Genomic DNA, 17,052 nt, shown 5'->3' on the forward strand with positions numbered 1-17,052 from the left:
ACAGGCTACCGTGCAGGCGCTGCAACGGAAGTCATCGCTGTTCAACGACGCACCGACCGTCAAGATCTTGAAGCTGCCGTCGCTTTCGAAATATGGCATTTCATAGTGTCTGATGCTTACCGCAACGCCTGTCATCCCGACGTGCCCGTGAGATGGCCGCGACTGGACGTTCATCAGAGGCGAGCAAGAAAAAATGGAGCTACGTGTGACCGAGCGCGATCGGATGTCTTCAGATGGAGAATGCGCGCCCTGTATTTTCCTAATTAGCAAACCGTCTCAGCATTTCTGAAAGCCAGTTGTTTTCGCTCAACAGGCGGGCTTGATACAGCTGCCTGAGTTCTTGATTTTCCGCCTGCAGGTTCGCCAGATCCTGCCGTGAGACCGGCAATGTCGTAATGGCTGTCGCGATAGTATCGTGAGATGGCGCGAACTGCTCGCCGACGACATCTTCGCCGGCTGAACTTGCCTGTGATCCGAACACCCGGGCTGCCGGCGAAGTCCGCGGTAAGCGGACGGCCTTACCGTTTGGACTTTCCGGTTTCAGTTCGAGGCCACTTGTGTCGCCGCTGTTTCCGGCCAGGCAAACAGTCCGTGCGTCCGGGAATGGCACCGCAGGTGTCGGCGCGACGGCTGATTGATCAATGCAGTCGCTGGGCATGCCGGGTTCGATTGCGTGTTCCGGCACGAGACGCGGGAGGACCCCGCGGGGACCTGTGACGGGTGCGAGATCTCGATCGTTCCCCCTGTCAAGTGTATTGAAGTCGATCTCGCCCCATATTGTCTTACTACGACCTTGCTTCCGGCGGCGACCGCCTTTGTATTCGACGACAAAGCTCGGCTGGGTTTTACGCATGTAGACAATCAATCCATCTCAAGGCGTCGACGCAGTTCCGCGTTTTCCGCTCGGAGCTTTTCGCCAAGAAGCTCACGAAGCCTCTGGTTCTCTTCCTCGAGCTTCAGGAGATCCACCAGCTTATTGCCGGGATTAGCGGCTGCAACAGGCGTGGGGAGCGAGCGAGCGGGCACCAATTCAGCTATCCCCGGGCTCGCGGGCTTGCTGGCTCGTTTCCACTGGTAGTAGGTCTGATCCGAAATCCCAACGGCTTCCACCGCTGCTTTCAACGACAACCCGTCTTTTGTCACGCTGTCCTGAACCCGTCGCAGCTTGTCGGCGCGCTCATCGGCTGTATGTCGTTTCACCTGACGCTTTGCCCGGACTTCGGTCCGGCCCTTCTCCGACCTGCTTTTCCTCGGCTTCTTCTCGACTCTGTCCGACTGCTGCGTTTCCCCGTGTTCGCTTGCTTCGGATGCTTTGCCCGTTCCAGATGGTGCTTGCTGTTCATCGTCGCCGACCATGGCGTTCTCCCAGCTTGAATTAGGTCGTCCGGCGGAGATCGAGTCTGCAACCGGTAAAGGCACGATAGGGCGAGGTTGACGAGTTAATAGATGAATATGACTGTTCGGTAAATAAGGCGGCATTCAATGCGCGGCCGCGGCAGGATAGAGCAACAAGTTTGTCTCGACACGTTTGATGGTGTTAGCAGCCTGTCACGGGAAACGGGAAGCAGCCCTTCTAAGGAGGCACCGGAAACTACCAAGGAGGCAACCCATCGTGAGAAGACGCGGAGGATCTCACGAGTAGATCCGAACGGGAACGGGTAGTAAAAGTCTAGCAGAGTCATCGCTCGAAAGCGTCTGCACGGCGCGGCAGGTCGTTGGCATACATCCGACGATGATGCCATTTGCTCTCGCCGGCAACCCAATGCTTGAACAGACGATAGATAGGGCGTCCAACCGTCCCGCCAAGTGACATTGGCAACCATCGTGACGACAAGCGATGATACAAGCATCAACCAACCAGCAGCTAGTAAAGCCATTCGCGGTTTGGCCGGAATGCGCGGCGACTTCCGAAGACACGCAATTTCCAGAGACCCGATCCGTTCGGTATTTGTAGCCAGCGCATTCGTGACGTGAAAACCGTCAGATGCCGCGCGACGGTCGCGATCGAAGCCTTCTGCACTAAGGCTTACATGCGCTGCGGCTCCCGCGAATGGGCCATTCCGATTATGGACACCCGGTTTGATCGTATCGTGGCGCTGGTCCTGGCCGAACGGTGAAACCGAGGTAGAGAAAGAACAGGAGTAGAGCAGCTACGAAAAGTGCTGCTCCGATGACCTCCAGTCCGAGGGTCCGCGTCAGAACCCCGACGACAGAAGTGAGAACCGCTCCGCCGAGCCCGGCCGCGGCGATCTGAAAACCTATGGCGCTATCCGCATGCGCCCGCCCTACGCGGTCCGGTGTCAGGCTGATAAGAGAAGCAAAAACCGGCGCGAAGAGAAAGCCCATCAAAAGCAAACCTCCAACGCTTGTGTATGTGTCGAAGTCAAGCCAGAACAGCAAAGCCCCGAGCACGCTTCCTAACAGGCAAACGCGCAGCGTCTCGATCAACGGCAGCCGGTTTGCCACGAAGCCGAAAGCTACCCTGCCGGTCATCAGACTAGCCCAGTAAAGGCCGACCACCGTTGCCGCCATACCCTCCGTGAACCCCCGGCCGAGTGAGAGAAGCGAGTAGCTCCACTGAGCCGCAGCGATCTCCACTCCGGAATAGAAGAAAAACACCAGCATGCCCAGCCAGACCCGCGGCAGCTCGAGGGTCCGCCATGCCGAGATAGTTTCGACGGCGGGCGTAAATGAAGTCGCGATATCCGCTGCGTCGGCCCAGCGCGCGCGCGTGAAGAAAAACGTCGTCGCTAGCGCGAGCTGGGCCGAACCGACAACCGCATAGCTCACCCACCAGCCGCCACCGCTCTTGAGGACGTAAGAAACGATTACGGGACCCATGGTCGTTCCCAGGCCGAAGAAGGCATGCAACCAGTTGAGTGCCTTCGGACTGAAGTGTTTAGCTCCGTAGGAGTTCAGACCCGCATCCACGGCGCCGCCGCCCAGTCCCGCGACGAACCCAAGCGAGACCATTACCTGCCAGTTGGTTGCGACTGAGAAGCCAAGCAGTCCGATCGATGCCGCCAACGTGGACATTGCCAGCAAGGTGCCGATCGGTACGATTCGCGATATGGGGCCGGTCATAAAACTCGAGGTCAGGTAGCCCGCGGTGGTTACCGTTACGAGCAAGCCAAGCCGATCAAGAGGGAGACCGAACTGAGAACGGATGGAGGGCCAAGATACTCCGAGAAGGCCGTCCGGCAAACCAAGGCTGGTGAAAGCGAGAAAAGCAAGAACGGTTAGAAACTTGCGTCTGGACATCCCGTCTCCTGATCACTTCAACGGACAGGAAAAGCAGCGACGTCCAAGGAGGTTGGTCCGTCTCGTTCAAGCCCCCGCGCCCGATGTCTTTTATCGTGGGCGTGACCGGTCAACAAGTTCTAGATCCCATCCTGTTTCCGAACGGTCCGTCTCGCACCGTCAACCGGCTTGTGGGTAAACGGCTGAAACAACACGCGAGCTGCGCGAGTCTGACATCACTGGCACAGCGCGACGATCGCGGGATGCCAGCTGGCGACGGTGGTGCGACGGCAAGGAAACCGGTAGCGGGGGGTCATCCTCAGATGAATTCACCAAGGATCGAAGATACCTTCGCGATTACGGCAGCGGTTCCGGGAATGCCCAGCCGCTCCTGGTCACGCGCCCAGGAAGACTGCACTTCTCGATAGTCGGTCGATGCTTCGAACCGTGACACCTCCTCACCTCGGAGGATCCGAGCGTCCGCCCCGGCATTCCGGAGTTCGGCAAGCTGCGCATCGAAGCTCGTTTCCATAACACCGCCGAGCATGGGATACGACTTGCGAGCCGCGCGAACGATGGCTTCTCTGTCTTCTTGTTGTAGATCGTGCCAGACCGATCTATTCATCGCCAGAAGGTAGAGATGGCCGAGCCAGAGGTTTTTCGAAACCAGCACGTGAGGTGCGGTCTCGTGGACTTTCAGCATATAACCGCTGTCCACGTTTACCATGAGGCCGTCAAGCGTCTTTGCTTTCAACGCCGCGGCGATCTCCGGACCCCAGTGCATCTTCACTGGCGTGGCTCCGGCGTTCTTCAGGTAATCGAGGTGCCAAAAGCTCGCGGACCGCCACTTTCCACCCCTCAGCTCGCCTAGATCAGCCAGGGGACTGCTGCTGAAAAACGCGACCGGGTATCCCGTACCGAAAAAGACGGGAACGATATCGTTCTTTTCCAGCTCGATCCGGAACTGCGGCAGTTCCGCGTACACCCGATTGAAGAAGTCCACTTGGCGCTGCCCTGCCGGCCCTCTGACAAAGCTCTTGAAAACCTGATGTAGCGGTAGTTCCTCGGCCGTGTATTCGGGCACGACGGTACCCATGTCGGAGGTACCGTTCGCCACTACTGCCAGGGCATCGTATGCCGCCGCGACCTCGCCGTCCCAACGGGCTTCGATTTTCAGACGCCCGCCGGACTCCCTTTCAATCGCCGGGAAAAGGACGTCTTGCAGAAAGCGCGTCCGCATTCCACCGAGAGGCTCGTGATCGGTAAAGCGCAGGACCCTGGGGAGACCAGGCTCCGACTGAGCCGCCGCCGGGAGCGACCTCATGGCCGCCATGCACGCCGTGGAGGTCAGGAACAACCTCCGGCTAACTCCGTCAATTGCTTCGCTGCGATCCTGGCTCATCTCGTCACTCTCCCACTGTAACAACCGGCGATGGGTATACTCGGCACGGCGGACAGGTGCCGTGCCGATCACTATCGCGTTCGACTGCGGCACGACCGCTTGACCGGACACCTTTCGGACTTATACCTGACCAAACCCTCAGCGAGGTATTCGCATTTTGACCGAACCCGTCCAGAGAGTGCCCTCGCGTCTCAGGCCTCGCAAACTCCCGGTTCAGTCACGGGCTGAAGCGACGGTCAGCGCCATCTACGAGGCAACCCTTCAGGTTCTTTCGGGTGCGGAGCTCGCGCGCCTGACGACTTCGAAAGTCGCGGAACGGGCGGGAGTTTCCGTGGGTACACTCTACCAATATTTTCCGAACAAGGAGGCGCTCCTCTATGCCGTTCTGATGCGGCATTTCGAGGATATGGCAATCGCCCTCGAGCGTATCGAAACATCAGGTTCAGGACGCTCGCTCAGGGAAGTGGCGGACGGCATCGCCGATGCCTATGTTTCCGTGAAGGCATCCCGGCCCGACGTGACGAGCGCGCTTTATCGTGTAGCCGGGACCATCGATCAGTCCAGGTTGCCTGAGGACATTTACATCCGACTGGAAACCGCAGTCTCCAGTCTGCTGGCCGGAGTGTCGGACGCTGCCTTCAATGACATCCGATGGACTACGTTCTCGCTTCTTTCCGCGCTTGCCGGCCTGTCACGCGGATGCTTCGGGACACTGGTGGCGCAGCCCGTCATCCCTGAAAAGTTCTACGCGGAGGCGCGCATACTGTCACGGGCATATCTCCACGCGTCCGCGACCGAAAGGCCATGCTGACAGTCCGGCGGACATCTCCGCCTGATCCCGGACGAGGTTGACTCTTCTCGTCGTTGACGGTTGAACGGCACGCTCGTCGACCCGGAGATCTGCAGGCGACCTTCCGTGACCCGCTCATAGGGAAGTGAAGGCCGGGCAGTCGGTCTCCGAAGCCTCAACCCGCCGGAGACCGCAGCTGGCGGAACCCGGGAAATTGGGTGTTGCCGAAAAACTGGCCGCGGACACTTCATGTTCTCTCCCTTCCGCCGTCGAGGCGGAACCAGCGCTGCGCCGCTTGTGAGAAAGTCTCGTAATCGGCAGCTCCCCGCGCCGCCCACGCAACGACACCGTCCGGCCTCACAAGTAGTGCCGAAAGTCCAAGGCGGTCCTCCACGTCGGCCCATAGATACTCGACAGATCCGCCGAGTTGATGTCGCGCGAGGGGAGAACCGGCATTGAAATCCAGCAAGACACCGTTGCCCTTTCGCAAACGGTCGCCGAGCCTGCCGCCGTCTACAAACTCGAAGTCCGGGGCGCTCGAGCCGATCAGCGGGTCGCCGCTGCCCAACTCGTAGCGCAGGCGCAGACCCCATACGCGTTCGGCGAAGTAGGTCGCGCCGTCACCGGTCTCGACCAGGTCGCGGAAGATCGCTTCGAGCGCTCTCGAACTTCGGCTTGGCCGCATGACCGCAACTTGTGCGCGTGACCAGTCGAGAACCCGCGCCCCGACCGGATGCCTTTCTGCCGTGTAGCTGTTAAGAAGGCCTTCCGGTGCGGTTCCGCGGACGGTGGAAGCGAGCTTCCAGCCAAGGTTCATGGCATCGCCGAGCCCCAGATTCAGGCCCTGGCCGCCCAAAGGAGAATGGATATGGGCAGCGTCCCCCGCAAGCAGCACACGGCCGTTTCGGTAAGACGTCACCTGGTAGGCGCGGTCCGTCCAGGTCGTCGCAAGGCGCAGGTTCGAAAGCGTGACTTCCAACCCGCTGACACGGCGGAGGACCGCCTGTACGTGTTCCAGCGTGATCGGCTGCGTGCGATGGAACGCGCCCCCGTCGAAGTCCGCGATCGAAATCGTGTCCGGCGCTTGGTAATTGAACATCCCTTCTGGCGTATAGTGTCTGCCGACGGGGAGCGGATCAGGGTGCGCGATTTCGGCGAGGAGCGAGTAACCGGTAAACTCGGCGTCGGTCCCGACGAACTCGAACCCTCCAACCCTGCGTACAACGCCACGGCCGCCGTCGCAGCCGACAAGCCATCGCCCCTGAAAGGTCGAGCTACCCGCCGTGACCACCACGCCGTCGGACGACTGCTGGAAATCGGTCACGGCGTGATCATAAAGGATTCTAGCGCCTGCTGACCGTGCGTGCGCTGCAAGGACGGCCTCCACCTGCTCGAGTGTCGTGCCGAGATGGATGCCGGCAGGACCTTCAAGACGATAGGGCCACTTGCGTGCGTCGATTTTATCCTGGAAGAACTGGATGCCGGCAAAATGGCCGGCCGGTGTCCGTGGCTGATGCAGCCGGTGCGCAGCGAGCGACAAGTCGACCTCGTTCGTCGGGTGATCCAATGGCTTCGCGATTTCCGAAAGCATGCCCCGGCGGTAGAATGCCTCCACACTGGGCGCAGAGAGCCCACGCACACCGAAAGGACGCCGTTTGAAGCTGTTGCGCTGATCGACGGTTTTTTCCAGCACCAGAACCGCGGCACCGCCAAGACAGAGCTCGTTCGCCAGAAACAGTCCTACCGGTCCCGCTCCCGCTATTACGACATCGTAGATTGAGTTGAGGTTGTTCATCAAGCGCTCCACCGTCGTGTTCCGACCGGAGCAGTTCGTCGATCCGACGACCGCACGGACGAACACCGGGATGCCGGGCGGCATCCGTTGCTCGTCGTGGGACTCATGCGCAACACATGGACAGAGCTTTCGTTTCCGAAAGGATTTGGGCTAGACCACACCAAATCAGCCTTTTTCGACAGCCCGGTCCTAACGGACTTGAACCGCCGGCACAAGCTGTCGCGATGTCTGTCACGGACAACGCATTGGGGTTTAGGTCCGGCCCGCCCGTTTTGAACGACGAACCCGCCGCATTAGATTTCGACCGATCGACCGCGGGCCCCGGCACGCGCCCACGGCTGCACGATTCAGCATTGCGGCAAGGCATGCGGCCTAGATAGCTTTCACGGACACTCTTGAACGCGCTGATGAAGATTGCTTTCGCATCGGCCTGCCTTGTTCAGCTGCGGCCGGGTCCGTCTACGGTGGCATCGCAGATTGCATGTTGATCCCGTCCATCACGGCGACACCCCCGAACGGGCGCCGCTCCGCGACGATCACGACACGACGAGGCCAACGGCAGGCGGGGTGGCCGAATGCCGAGCCTGGCGTGACGGTGCCGAAATTCGGTTCAAATGGCGCTTGACGTGGCGGGCCGGGAGCCTCGCGTATCGGGAGATCGATCCCTGCCATCAGCCGGTCGGGTATGGGACGGCAGCCACGTCGCCGCCCCTAAGTCTTCTCGCGGAATGCTCGGTTTTTGGATCTTGACGCACGCATCGGGCACGATAGCTTCTTGCCGCGTTGTAAGTTCTGAGAGACGGACATGACGGATATCCAGAAGAAGCGTAGGGCAAAGGGCCAGCCTGCACTCGGAGACATCTACCAGACCAAAGTCGTTGTCACGGCCATGATCAGCGACGAAGCGGAAGAACGTCGTAAGAAGACCGAGCGACTTCGAGCGTTGCGCGCAGCCGGTCCTGCCGACGACGGGCCTTCTGACGGATGATCAGACGATCTGTTCGTACCGTATGTGACGTGCCCACTGGTCACGCTAGACTCGGGAACGCTCAGTTCGGTCGGAGCCGTACGCCTTGAGTTCGTGTCGTGGCTTTGCCGGCCGATCGGGAAAGGGTCAGGACCAATATTGGAAATTCGTCTCGAGTGCCTGCAGTCGACCTGTTGAGTTCAAGCTTCGCCGCGCCCGAGAGACCGGTTGCGGACGGAAAAGTCCGGAATCAGGTAGCGACTGCCACCAGTTCCGAATTCCTGGATTCGGAACGAACGTAATGCGATCGGCCGCTTGGACTGCCGAGCATGCCCGCACTCCCTGCTCTCGCCTCATCGCCGGACCTTCACGCTTGGAAACCGCCGCCGATGAAGATGCGGGAGCCATGGTTGGGCGCTTCGAGTTTGGCCCGTGCGAGCAGAAAGCTGTCAATGTCCTGCCGAATGCCGCAGCATAGACTTGATCGTCCCCCCGTTAGCCCTGAATGCACTGTCGAGCGCCTGCACCGCCAAACCCCGTAGCGCGTCGCTGGCGGTCGAACCAGCCTTGTCGAGACCGATGACCTTGCCGCGGTTGTGGTCGGCCGCATAGTCGATGCGCACGGCCCGGTGGCTGAGGAGGTCGGACGAAAGCGAGACCGCAAGGTTTTGCTGGGCCGCCACGGTCAGTCCGAACAGGTTTCTGGCCATCGTCCAGCCGAGAATTCCAGACGAGCGGTTGGGTTTGTAGACCTCGCCCGTAGGGGCGCCCGTCGTTCCGATGGAAAGGAGCCTGATCTCGTCCGCCTTGCGTCCGAAAGTGGTCATGGCCTTGATGACCGAGACGATGTCGGGCGCGTTCGCGATGATGCCACCGTCGACGAGACTCCTGCCAGCGATGTGGTGCTCCGGGAAGAAGGTCGGCGCGGCCGACGTTGCGAATGCGACATCCCTAAGGGATACATCGCCGTTTGCTCCGGCGTTGCGGCCGCTCTCGAAGACGACGGCCTCCGAGGTCGTGGCGCTCACCGCGGGAACGATGAGCGGCTTGGAAAGGGTGGCGAGACTGATCTCGGCTTTGTCGCCGAGAACGCCGTCGACAGCCTCTTCAAGGCCGACGCGCGAGTAGCGTGCGGACAAGACGCCGAGAGGCGGCACCTCGAAGAGATGCCTGCCCATAAGAGACACGCGTTTTCTCTCGAACACGCGGTGTCCGAGGCGCTCGAACTCACTTCGAATACGCTCCGCTGGAACCCCGGTTGCGATGCCGCATGCTAGAATCCCGCCGATCGACGTGCCGGCGACGAGATCGAAGCATTCGCGGAGCGGCTTTCCTGCCTTGTTTTCGAGATCCTCGAGGATGATCGCGGAAAACAGTCCCCGATACCCTCCGCCCGAGAGCGAAAGGATTTGGAAAGGCGCCACGCCCGGGGAGGTGCCTCCACCTGTTCGTCGGAAGCGCCTCACAGCCTTCATCTGTATGGGTCCTCGACACGAAGACCGTCGATCTCACCGTGATATTGCTGCGCTCCCTCGATCAGCACGAGATTGCGGTCGATGGCCGTGGCGACGACCATGCGGGACATGTCGCCGAGATCCTCGTCGTCATCGACCCGGAGGTCGAGCTGGGCGATTCGTGAGAAGACGGACCCCGCCCCCTCATCGAAGAGTTCGAGGGCGTTGTTCCTGCGGGCGAAGGACACGAAGGCCCTGAGCGCGAGATCCATAACCTCTCGGCCCTCTTCGATTGGTGTAGAGAGGATCTCGGCTTGGACGTGGGCAACCGATACGACGCTAGCATGGATGTCCTGCGCCTTCACCGGGCGGATCCACGCAGTCACGTCGGGATCTTCGCAGATGATATCCATCAACGCCTGAGTCGAGAGCAGGAACATGCGTCAGAGGGCCATCTTCGCGCTGGAAGCGTTGCCGTTGCGCTGCAGGCGCTCGCGCTTGCGTCCCTGTCCGACGATGACGCGTCCACCGGAATACGGCTTGAAGCCGATGGCGTCGAGCGCCTCCCCGAAGGTCTCCTGCTGGCGCGCTGCGGTAACGAGTTCCGCTAGATCCTTGACGGAGATCACGACCGCGATATCATCGCCCTTTTTGATATTGCCGATGACTTGCGGAATGCCGTTTCGGGCTCTGCCGAGCACTGCGCTCAGCTCGTCCTTGGCCTTTCTGACGGTCAGAGGATCTCCCCCGATCTGGACAATGGTTTCCACGAGCCCGTCGGTGATTTCCTGTCTGCTGACATTGCGGGCCACCTGCACCTGTTTGAGTATCCTCGCGTCCATGTCAGCATCTCCACCTGTTCAAGGACACAATGGGATAGATGGCCACATTTGTCAAGAAAGATGGCCACGCGTTTAGGCGCAGTCTCGCGTCGTCTTCGCCCAGCCTGTTGTCGCGGGCGACAACATAGGCGAAATCCGCGGTCGTAATCGCCCGCCCAAATTCCTTGAGTGTCCGAAGAACGAATCCGCTGGCGGCCGATGCCTTTGCTGACATCCTCCAGTTTTCGTCGACTATCGCTTGCCGCTCCAGAACGGAGCTCGATGCACCTTGCCAGTCCGAACGGTAGCGTTCTGCTCGTTGCTTCTTCAGTTATTGAAGGGCAATGATCATGCGGAGGTGCTCCATAGGAACGCGGCTATTCTTTTTGTTCAGCGGCCAGACGTCCGATGGCAGTTGCACTCTAGTTCTGGTAATTCTTCGAGCAAAGACCACCGTCACGTTTTCGTAAAACGTGACGGTGGTCCAAACGTGATAAGATCTGCCGCAGCGGCAGCCAAGCCGCCGATGCGTTCGCGTTAGTCCTTACGGAAACCTACAGTGCCATCGGTCCGGCTGTCGTCGACTTCGATTTCAGTCTTGCGAATGGTGTCTGTGACGGTCTGCTCGCGCTGCTCTGCTGTCTTACGAAGCTCGATCTCCTCGACGACACGTGCTTCCTTGGAAATGACGGCTTCTTCGCGATGCTCTTCCGCCTCAATGGTGCGGTCAACGAAAGCATTCTCGGTACCCGTCACCGGACGATCGACCGTTCGACGGGTAACCTGCACGTTTTCGTCGCGGAGAGATACGCTCTCGGAGACGGGAATCTCGCGGGTGTAGGAACGCACGCGAACACGTCCGGCGTTTACGTCACGCTTGCCCACGCGCAGTTCTTCCTCGACTACGGGAATGACCTCTTCGCCATCCGCTTCGAGCGTGGACGTAGTGCCGGCCGAAGCGCGAGTCCCGGTATATCCCGCCGTCGACGTCGCCGCCGCTGATGCCGTGCGCGACCATCCTTCGGCTTCCCAGGCTTCCACGCGATTATCGAGGTCGATGCTGCCTTCGTCGTCCAGAATATCCAGAATACGGTCATGGTGAGCCGAGCCGTGTCCCGTCACCGTGACCAGATATCCGCCGCGGCGAATTCCTTCGGCGTAAACATGACGATCGTCGTCCGAGAAGAAGAAGTCGCCAAGCGTCTCCCAGAACCCTTTGTGCTCCGTCGAGCTCGCATCTGTCCCGGCACCATTTTCTCCGGCGACTATCGTCACGCTGTCCCGTGAAACGCCGGCGTCAACAAGACGGCTGACCGCATGCTCGGCCTCGGACCGCTCGTCGAAAAAAGCCGTGATCGTGCTGGTAGAGGCGTGGTTGGTGGTCTCGGTGTACGTCATGAAAGTTTCCTCAGTTTCCGGTTCTGTTGATTGGTGAAAGTGCGTCGTGCGCGGCGATGCGAAAATGCCCAACGTCGGGCACGCTGCCTTCCGAACCCGGGTCGAGCTCGCGCTGGCCCGTTCTAGACAGGCAGTGCGTCGCGTTCGCCGTCGAGTTGCGGCGCTCACCCGGCAGAAAAAGCAAGATCCACGTGTTCCATAACATCAATCCGCTTGTTCAGGCTCATGATGAGTAGCGGTGGACTGTTCGAAGGCCCCTTTCGCAACGATGGTTCGGTCTGCGATCAAACGAAGCCGCTTGCGCAAACCGCTCTGTCTTGCCGATCGAATGTACAAAAAGCCAAAGCATCGTCTTTGGCTCGTTGGACATGTCGCGCGACTGCTTCCGTCGGGACAAGTAAACCGGCGACGAATAGTTCCACTGCCACCTGCTGAAAGGATCGCTGAGCTCTCTCTCACTCTCTCTCGGATTATGCGGACGAATGGAATCGGACGCGTCTCCGTCCGCACTGAACGTTCTGTCGTGGCGTTCGCCATCGACCCTGCGTCAAATGCCTGGATTGGGTAGACGGCGATCGGTACGCGGAAGGAGGACACCTTCTTCATGCGCCTGCGCCGGTGGCTTTCCGGCGCATTGCGGTTCGACGACACCGAGCGATGTCGGAGAGCCTGTGCGTGTACTCGTAGAGGGCGGCGCAACGTATCGAGGACGCAATTCGGACTGCGGTTCACGGTCCGCAGGCAAAGACATATGCGATAATCGATTTGCGCCGCTTCAAGATGCACAGGCGGTTTTCAGGGGTACGGTATCGGTCCCCGGCGACCCTCGGCGGCTCCTGGCCGAACTCGCCTCTTCGACTGCTGTGCAAACGACGACAGCGTCAGCCGCCCGAGCTGGCCGGCTGACGCTCGTGGATCACATCACCCGTGCGATGCGAGGTCCGATAGAAGTGCCTCGAGAAGGACGGTCGCGGTGGGGTCGAAACCGGGACGGTCCTCCAAAAGACGGTAAGTCGTCGCCAAAAGCATTCCATCGCCATAGGGCTTTTCCAGGATGGTCGCAGCGGCCTTGTGAATCCATCCTGCCACCACCCCTGACTTCACCCGGGCATCGAACTCCCACGGCCGGAACCCCGTCATGACCGCTCTTGGAACAACGCGGTCGAAGGTCAGGTCCATCATGGGGCCGCCAGGCAGGGCTGCGTATGGCCCGGTCCGAGCCAACCAGCTGAATGTCGTCACCCAATCCCCGTTCCACATCGTACCCCTGCGATCGACAAGGCCGTGCCCGGGAAAGGAGAAATAGGGCGGCGAAGGAATACCGGGAGTTTCGTCGTGCAGCTTCAGGCCCGGAGGCTCTCGCGGCGGTGCGTCGGTTCGTAGATATCCGTTTGTGGCGTGCTCCGCGAGAAGGAGAACCTTCCTGCCGAGCCGTATCTCGTCGATGCGTCGCTCGTCTAGATTCCTCGTGACGAAGATATCTGCGTCCTCCGTGCCGAGGATGGCATATCCCAGTCCGGCGAAGTGGCCGCGAACGTTCTCGTCGTCGGACGCGATCGACACGCTGACAGCTGGCTTCGTTCGTTTCGGGTGAACCGCCAGCGCCAGGGAGTTGCGCGAAACGCACGTCCCCTGGCGATCGGTAAGCTCGAAAACAACTTCCAACATTCGAGCCCGGTCGACGTCTGGGAGGCTGATGCCCAGAGGCGGCAGCTTGAGGACCTGGAGGGGCGCCACCTCCGGCACTTCGACGCTCCCCCCGTCGTCGAGACCGGCGATCGTCCATGACAACGTGCCACCCCCGACCGATCTGCCTCCCGCCGCTACACTGAGGCTCACAGGCATCGCTTCGCCACACCACCATGAGAACCGCTCCACTTTCGGAACGATCACGATGTCGGTGTTGAAAGAAGAGAACCGATCGCTGAAAACGCGGAGATTGCGCTCCATGTCCATAAGACCGTTAGGCTCCCAGTGCACGTCGGTCAGTTCCGTCACTACATAACCCGCAATGCTGGCTTCGGCTCTGAGACTCTCGACCTCGTATTTGAAGTTCTGATACTGATACCACTGCGCCGCCTCGGCGAAATCGTCGAGCGTGCCGAACACCCGTCCGAGACGAAACCCGTTGAAGCGGGACAGCATTCCGTGGGGATAGGCGACCCCGTCGCTCTGACCCACTCCCGTTTCAAACCACCACGGTTCGTTACCCTCATCGTCGACGAGGTCGGCAATATGCGGGAGGCCCCAGACGCCGAATTCGGAGACGACCAGCGGCTCGTCGCCGCTGCGGACAGCGTCACCGTGGGGGGAATAGGTCCAGCCGGCGGAATTCGCGAATTCGTTCGTGAGCGCGTCCCACTCGCTTCGCAGCTCGGGCACCGTACGGTAGTAATGGTAGTCGTTGATGTCCGTCTTCACGTGATAATTGGGCCCGCATGCCGAATTGTCGACCACAAGGCGCGTCGGATCCAGGGCTTTCAACCAGTCGACCGTTTTCAGAAGCCACTGTCGGTGTTGGGGCTCCTCGCGGACGCGGGTTCCCCAATCCTCGTTGATGATCGTCCAGATAATGATCGACGGGTGATGGCGGTCGCGTTTGACCATGCCTTCCATCGTATCGAGAAGCCGCTGCGACGACTTCGGAGAGAATATCTCCACGTTCGGAAGGTCCGCCCAGATCGTCATGCCCAGCTTGTCGGCGACGTCGTAGTAGCGTGGATCCGGCACCTTGATATGCATGCGGATGCAGTTCAACCCGAGTGCCTTCGCTTTGCCGAACTGGTCTTCAAGGAACTCCAGCGAAGGGGGCGTACTGATTGTCCGCGGATAGTAGTCCTGATCCAAGGCGCCCCGCAGATAGAACGGCTTCCCGTTGAGAAAGAACTGACCCCCGCGCGTCTCGAACGTCCTGAAACCGATCGTCTTGCCGACGCTGTCCAAGAGCATGCCGTCGCTCCGCAGAGACACTTCGAAACGATAGAGATTAGGGGTGTCCGGCGACCACGGCAGCGCGCCTTCAACGACGACGCTTCCCTCGAACGCGGCTGTATCCTTCCCTATCTGGAAGTCGGCGGCTGCTACCTGCACGCCGCTGCCGTCGAATACCCTAGCCGAAAGACGCGTCGCGTCCCGGGGGCTGAGGTCTGCGCAGAATCCGACCGTACCGGCTTCGAGGTTCGGAGTGACATCGACATGACGGATGTGGCTGCGGTGCCTTGCTTCGAGGAAAACGGACTGCCAGATACCGCCGAGCATGCCGTACCAGCTTTGTTTGCCGTGCGGGATCTCCGAAAACGGAAACTCGGGATATTCCGCGGCGTCGCCTGTCGGCGCGACTACAAGGACCTCGAGCTTGTTGAGGTCTAGAAGGCAATCCGCAGGCAGCACGATCTCGAATGGCAGATAGCTTCCCTCATGGCTCCCCACCTCGTGCCCGTTGAGGAACACGGTGCAGAAGTAGCCGACCGCTCCAAAGGCGAGGACCAGGGTCCTGCCCTTCCATTCTTCCGGAACAGCGAACTCTCGGCTGTAGGCCGCCCGGCCCGCGACGTCGCGTAGATCATCGAACGCCGCCTGCCACGGAAGCGGCACCGTGATCGTCGTCCAGTCCGGGTGCTGTGCGTGCTTGAAGCTCCAGGTGCCGTCGAGGGATATGCGCGGGCGTGTTTCCACGTCGGTCATGGGTTCGCGGACCGTCGTATGGGTCGTCATATTGTCATCCGTTTTCTTTGAGAAGAGTTTGCCGCAGGCCGTGGGAGGCCGACCTGCGGCAGTTGCCGTCCTCCGCTCGGGACGGCGGGGCTTCAGCGGTTCCTGCGCAGGATCTGGTCGACGCGCTGCTGCTCGCTCGTCAGCGCCTCGCCGGGAGTTCTGCCCGCGAGCCACATCGACGTCAGTTCGGTGATCATTACATCCTGGATCGCGCGCTGGTTCTGTACGGCCGGAAACGCATGGGCGATCGTCGCGGTCTCGGCGTATTCGCTCCGATGCGGCAGCTTCTTGAACTCCTCGGAGGCGATGACGGACTTGCGTACGGAAAGATGCCCCGTGCGCGCCCACTGGAAGTTGTTGTCGTTCAGAAACTTGAGAAACGCGACGGCCGCCTCTTCGACCTCCGGTTTCCGTTCGGGGTTCGCCGGAACGGTCCAGAGGTGGCTATCCGACCAAGCCGCGGGAGTGCCGAACAGGTTCGGAAAATTGGCGACCTTGTAGCTTTTCAATCCGGCCTTTCCGCCCTTGGCCTGACTGTCGTAGTTGTCGACACCCCACGTCCCGTTGAAGAGCAGGCCCGTGTCGCCGTTCAGAAACGCCTGCTCGGATCCCGCGTAGTCCTGTTCCTTGTTGACCAGGCCGGCTTTGTACATCTCGTCGACGAGCGACGCGGCTTTGCTGCCGGCTTCCGTGTCGAGAGTGGCTTTCTTGCCGTCAGGAGCGATAAGATCCGAGCCCTGTTGCCACACGAGGCTGTTGAAGACACGCACGGTCATCGCGGCCTTGCTGTCGGATTCCATGCCGATGTACGTCTTGCCAGTGGCCTCCTTGAACTTCTTACCCTGCTCGATGAGTTCCGCGGCGCTTTTCGGCAGGATCGGGTCGCCGGCGGCATCCACCAGACCTGCCTTCTTCATGAGATCGACGTTGACGTGGACCAGGAGGGCATGGATGTCGAAAGGCATCGCGTAGGCCTCGTCGCCGACGGTGACCGCGTCCGCCGCCGCAGGCACGTAATCCGCGAAATCCACGCCAGCCTTGGTGAGCGGTCCCTTCAGAGGTGTCAGGAGGTCGCGCTTCACGAAGTTCGGCAGAATGCTTCGATGCATGATGGCGACATCAGGAATATTGCCCGTCGTGTACGTCGCCGACAGGAGGTCGTAGTAAGCGTTCCAGTCGACGGTCTGCGTGACGACCTTGGCGCCGATCTTGTTTTCGGCGTTGAACTTGTTGGTCAGCGCCTGGATGATGCCGCATTCGCCATTGGCCTTGCTCACGTCCGTGACACTGCCGTAGTCGCCGGCGCAGTCCCCGAAGAAGCGGAACAGCTTCACGTCTGCCGCGTGGGTCGGCGCGGCGGACACGAGCATGGTCGCGGACAGCAGCGAAGCGAGAGTCAATTTACGCACTTTCTTTCCTCCGGTTGTTGCCGACGGATTGATTCCGTCGTCGTCCGCCGCGTCCTCCGACG

The 17,052-nt window shown here is 60.4% G+C and carries 13 protein-coding genes; 2 read left to right on the forward strand and 11 right to left on the reverse strand.

Annotation, left to right across the window (positions count from 1 at the left end; translation table 11 throughout):
* Nucleotides 1–259: 259 nt before the first annotated feature.
* The 4 genes from ASG25_RS22670 to ASG25_RS09595 form a co-directional block, all read right to left on the reverse strand.
* On the reverse strand, nt 260–865 hold the full coding sequence (locus ASG25_RS22670) for a hypothetical protein (protein WP_210168461.1): 606 nt from the start codon (nt 863–865) through the stop codon (nt 260–262).
* A complete protein-coding gene (locus ASG25_RS22675; protein ID WP_062472911.1) occupies nt 862–1,356 on the reverse strand; it encodes a transposase in 495 nt (164 codons plus the stop codon). Before ASG25_RS22675 ends, ASG25_RS22670 begins: the two co-directional genes overlap by 4 nt.
* A gap of 708 nt (nt 1,357–2,064) precedes the next feature.
* On the reverse strand, nt 2,065–3,261 hold the full coding sequence (locus ASG25_RS09590; protein WP_062472913.1) for an MFS transporter: 1,197 nt from the start codon (nt 3,259–3,261) through the stop codon (nt 2,065–2,067).
* Nucleotides 3,262–3,559: 298 nt separating this feature from the next.
* On the reverse strand, nt 3,560–4,642 hold the full coding sequence (locus ASG25_RS09595) for an ABC transporter substrate-binding protein (RefSeq protein WP_082480131.1): 1,083 nt from the start codon (nt 4,640–4,642) through the stop codon (nt 3,560–3,562).
* Nucleotides 4,643–4,820: 178 nt separating this feature from the next.
* Here ASG25_RS09595 and ASG25_RS09600 point away from each other — a divergent pair, with 178 nt between their 5' ends.
* On the forward strand, nt 4,821–5,453 hold the full coding sequence (locus tag ASG25_RS09600; protein WP_280136448.1) for a TetR/AcrR family transcriptional regulator: 633 nt from the start codon (nt 4,821–4,823) through the stop codon (nt 5,451–5,453).
* A gap of 226 nt (nt 5,454–5,679) precedes the next feature.
* On the opposite strand, the gene ASG25_RS09605 is transcribed toward ASG25_RS09600, so the two are convergent.
* Nucleotides 5,680–7,227 carry an FAD-dependent monooxygenase gene (locus tag ASG25_RS09605; protein ID WP_062474423.1) on the reverse strand — a complete coding sequence of 516 codons (1,548 nt, stop codon included), beginning with the start codon at nt 7,225–7,227 and terminating at the stop codon, nt 5,680–5,682.
* Between the two features lie 805 nt (nt 7,228–8,032).
* Here ASG25_RS09605 and ASG25_RS09610 point away from each other — a divergent pair.
* On the forward strand, nt 8,033–8,215 hold the full coding sequence (locus tag ASG25_RS09610; RefSeq protein ID WP_062472917.1) for a hypothetical protein: 183 nt from the start codon (nt 8,033–8,035) through the stop codon (nt 8,213–8,215).
* 428 nt (nt 8,216–8,643) lie between these two features.
* Here ASG25_RS09610 and ASG25_RS09615 read toward each other — a convergent pair whose 3' ends face one another.
* From ASG25_RS09615 to ASG25_RS09645, 6 genes are all read right to left on the reverse strand, one after another.
* Nucleotides 8,644–9,618 carry a CBASS cGAMP-activated phospholipase gene (locus ASG25_RS09615; protein ID WP_062472919.1) on the reverse strand — a complete coding sequence of 325 codons (975 nt, stop codon included), beginning with the start codon at nt 9,616–9,618 and terminating at the stop codon, nt 8,644–8,646.
* Nucleotides 9,619–9,665: 47 nt separating this feature from the next.
* Nucleotides 9,666–10,088, reverse strand: coding sequence for a hypothetical protein (locus ASG25_RS09620; RefSeq protein ID WP_062472921.1), 423 nt, complete (start codon nt 10,086–10,088; stop codon nt 9,666–9,668).
* 3 nt (nt 10,089–10,091) lie between these two features.
* Nucleotides 10,092–10,490: a hypothetical protein gene (locus ASG25_RS09625; RefSeq protein WP_062472923.1), complete on the reverse strand. Its 399-nt coding sequence runs from the start codon at nt 10,488–10,490 to the stop codon at nt 10,092–10,094.
* 516 nt (nt 10,491–11,006) lie between these two features.
* The gene (locus ASG25_RS09635) at nt 11,007–11,867 is read right to left on the reverse strand and encodes a YsnF/AvaK domain-containing protein (RefSeq protein ID WP_062472927.1); all 861 of its coding nucleotides are present in this window, start codon (nt 11,865–11,867) and stop codon (nt 11,007–11,009) included.
* 921 nt (nt 11,868–12,788) lie between these two features.
* On the reverse strand, nt 12,789–15,755 hold the full coding sequence (locus tag ASG25_RS09640; protein WP_244479359.1) for a glycoside hydrolase family 2 TIM barrel-domain containing protein: 2,967 nt from the start codon (nt 15,753–15,755) through the stop codon (nt 12,789–12,791).
* On the reverse strand, nt 15,674–16,990 hold the full coding sequence (locus tag ASG25_RS09645; protein WP_244479360.1) for an extracellular solute-binding protein: 1,317 nt from the start codon (nt 16,988–16,990) through the stop codon (nt 15,674–15,676). Before ASG25_RS09645 ends, ASG25_RS09640 begins: the two co-directional genes overlap by 82 nt.
* Nucleotides 16,991–17,052: the final 62 nt, after the last annotated feature.

The sequence above is a fragment of the Rhizobium sp. Leaf384 genome (assembly GCF_001424065.1).
In the GTDB taxonomy this organism is placed as follows: Bacteria; Pseudomonadota; Alphaproteobacteria; order Rhizobiales; family Rhizobiaceae; genus Ferranicluibacter.

Bases quoted from the DNA above. Each gene is read 5' to 3' on its own strand.
- ASG25_RS09635 (WP_062472927.1), bottom strand. From the start codon at position 11,867: ATGACGTACACCGAGACCACCAACCACGCCTCTACCAGCACGATCACG.
- ASG25_RS09605 (WP_062474423.1), bottom strand. From the start codon at position 7,227: ATGAACAACCTCAACTCAATCTACGATGTCGTAATAGCGGGAGCGGGA.
- ASG25_RS22675 (WP_062472911.1), bottom strand. From the start codon at position 1,356: ATGGTCGGCGACGATGAACAGCAAGCACCATCTGGAACGGGCAAAGCA.
- ASG25_RS09610 (WP_062472917.1), top strand. From the start codon at position 8,033: ATGACGGATATCCAGAAGAAGCGTAGGGCAAAGGGCCAGCCTGCACTC.
- ASG25_RS09625 (WP_062472923.1), bottom strand. From the start codon at position 10,490: ATGGACGCGAGGATACTCAAACAGGTGCAGGTGGCCCGCAATGTCAGC.
- ASG25_RS09595 (WP_082480131.1), bottom strand. From the start codon at position 4,642: ATGAGCCAGGATCGCAGCGAAGCAATTGACGGAGTTAGCCGGAGGTTG.
- ASG25_RS09590 (WP_062472913.1), bottom strand. From the start codon at position 3,261: ATGTCCAGACGCAAGTTTCTAACCGTTCTTGCTTTTCTCGCTTTCACC.
- ASG25_RS09620 (WP_062472921.1), bottom strand. From the start codon at position 10,088: ATGTTCCTGCTCTCGACTCAGGCGTTGATGGATATCATCTGCGAAGAT.